Genomic DNA, 1,972 nt, shown 5'->3' on the forward strand with positions numbered 1-1,972 from the left:
GTGAAACAGTAAACCTAACATCTGTCGCCGAAACGATTAATAACTTCACTGGACAAACTGGTGTCGAAGCTATCTTTAACGGCAATCCAACAGAAGGCATTCAGTTACGAGCGGAAGATGGTCGAAACGTTGTCTTGGCGGATGGTACAGCAACGGCAAGCGCGATCGGCCTTGCGGCAGCCGCAACATACACTGGCTCATTTACGCTAGTTTCAGACGACGGCTCTCCAATTAGTGTCGATACAACGACAGGCGGTATTGGGAACGCTGGCTTAGCTGTTGGAACGTATAGTGGCAACAACTCTGGTGTTGTAAGCGCGCCATCTCCGGGTGCAGCACTTGCATCTGGTGACATTGTTATAAATGGCGTTCCAGTTGGCCCTACTCTCACAACATTTGACACGGCGTCTACTGCCAACTCTGATCAAAGTGCTATCGCGAAAGCAGAAGCTATTAACCGTGTTAGCGAGCAAACCGGCGTTGTGGCGAAGGTCAACGCTAACATATTAAATGGCGGAGGGCTGACCACTGGTACTGCGATTACGGGTACTTTCGATATTAATGACGTGAGCATTGATATTTCTGTGAGTGCTACGGCAACGACAACCGATATTCAAAACGCAACAATCACTGCGATCAATAACAAAGCTGGTCAGAGTGGTGTCCGCGCTGAAGCATTCGGTTCAACTTACCGACTCATCGCTGAAGATGGTCGAAACATGGTGCTCGACAACTACACCGGCGCTGTTACAGCGAGTTTCGCTAACTTGGGTCTTCCAGCAACTGGTACAGAAACACGCGGCACAATCTCACTTGAATCATCAGGTAAGATCACGCTTGAAACTCTCACCGGCAACATCGGCAATTCAGGCTTCGAAGTTGGCGAATATGGTGGCGCGGAAGATGGCATTCTTGTTAAAGACATTGACGTCTCTACGGTTGCCGGCGCAATCGCAGCACTTGATGCTGTTGATAACGCATTAAATACCATCAACCTGCAGCGTGCGAACTTAGGTGCGATTCAAAACAGGTTTGAGTCCACGATTCAGAATCAACAAATTGCAGCCGAAAACCTGTCTGCTTCGAACTCTCGAATTAAAGACGCAGACTTCGCAGCAGAAACTGCAGAGCTATCGCGAACGCAGGTTCTTCAGCAGGCCGGCCTATCAATTCTGACTCAGGCCAATGCACAGCCTGAAAGTGTGTTGCAGCTTCTTCAGTAAGCTAGGCTCACATCTCTTGAAGCCGGCCAAATGCCGGCTTTTTTGTTTTTATTCAATAACTTAGTAAATTATTTTTTTGAATCAAAATCATATTTGGCACGTCATTCGCTACTTACCTTAATAACGAAACAAATCACTTATTTACCAGTATTAGCGGAAAAGGTTTACCTCATGCTTCCACAAGAAGGCTCAATCACAGTCCATCAAAGCACCCGCCTCTCACCCACTGAAGCGGCAGATCTAGCTCGACGAGTCATACAGATCAACCAAGACTACAACACGATAAATGCCGCACTTAGTTCTAGCGATGCGATACGCACGACCGCACTGAATCAACTACTAGTCCAGATCGAACAAGTAATCGAGCAAGACATTCCAGGAGCGGCAACTTTAAACCTTGCCGGTCGGATTAGCTTTGATTTGGACTTAACAGAGCTGGCGAATGAATACTTTCAGCGCGCCGGCATGCTTGAGCCAAGCAATGCGAATTACCTGCTAAACAATGCGAATGCCCAAGCACTCCTAGGCAACTATTCACAAGCGCAAGCCTTATTCAATAAAGTGCTCGATCTTGAGCCAAGCTCTCTGCCTGCATTTACCGGTATCGCATTCTGTTTACTCGAAACCAAACAATATGATGCTGCTTTCTTGCACTACCGCAGTATCTTGGCACATGGCCATACAAGCACAGAAATTCATCACCAAATAACAGAGTGCATCGAGAATCTTCAATGCGATACCTACACCGT

The 1,972-nt window shown here is 47.3% G+C and carries 2 protein-coding genes; both read left to right on the forward strand.

The features are described 5' to 3' along the window. Positions 1-1,223 (forward strand): flagellin (locus A3739_RS22325; RefSeq protein WP_255376794.1); only part of this gene is annotated, 1,223 nt, incomplete at its 5' end. A 171-nt stretch (positions 1,224-1,394) separates the two neighbouring features. Continuing rightward, the coding region (locus A3739_RS22330; protein WP_197472501.1) for a tetratricopeptide repeat protein at positions 1,395-1,972 on the forward strand (578 nt) is incomplete at its 3' end.

It is taken from the genome of Oleiphilus sp. HI0067 (assembly GCF_001635735.1).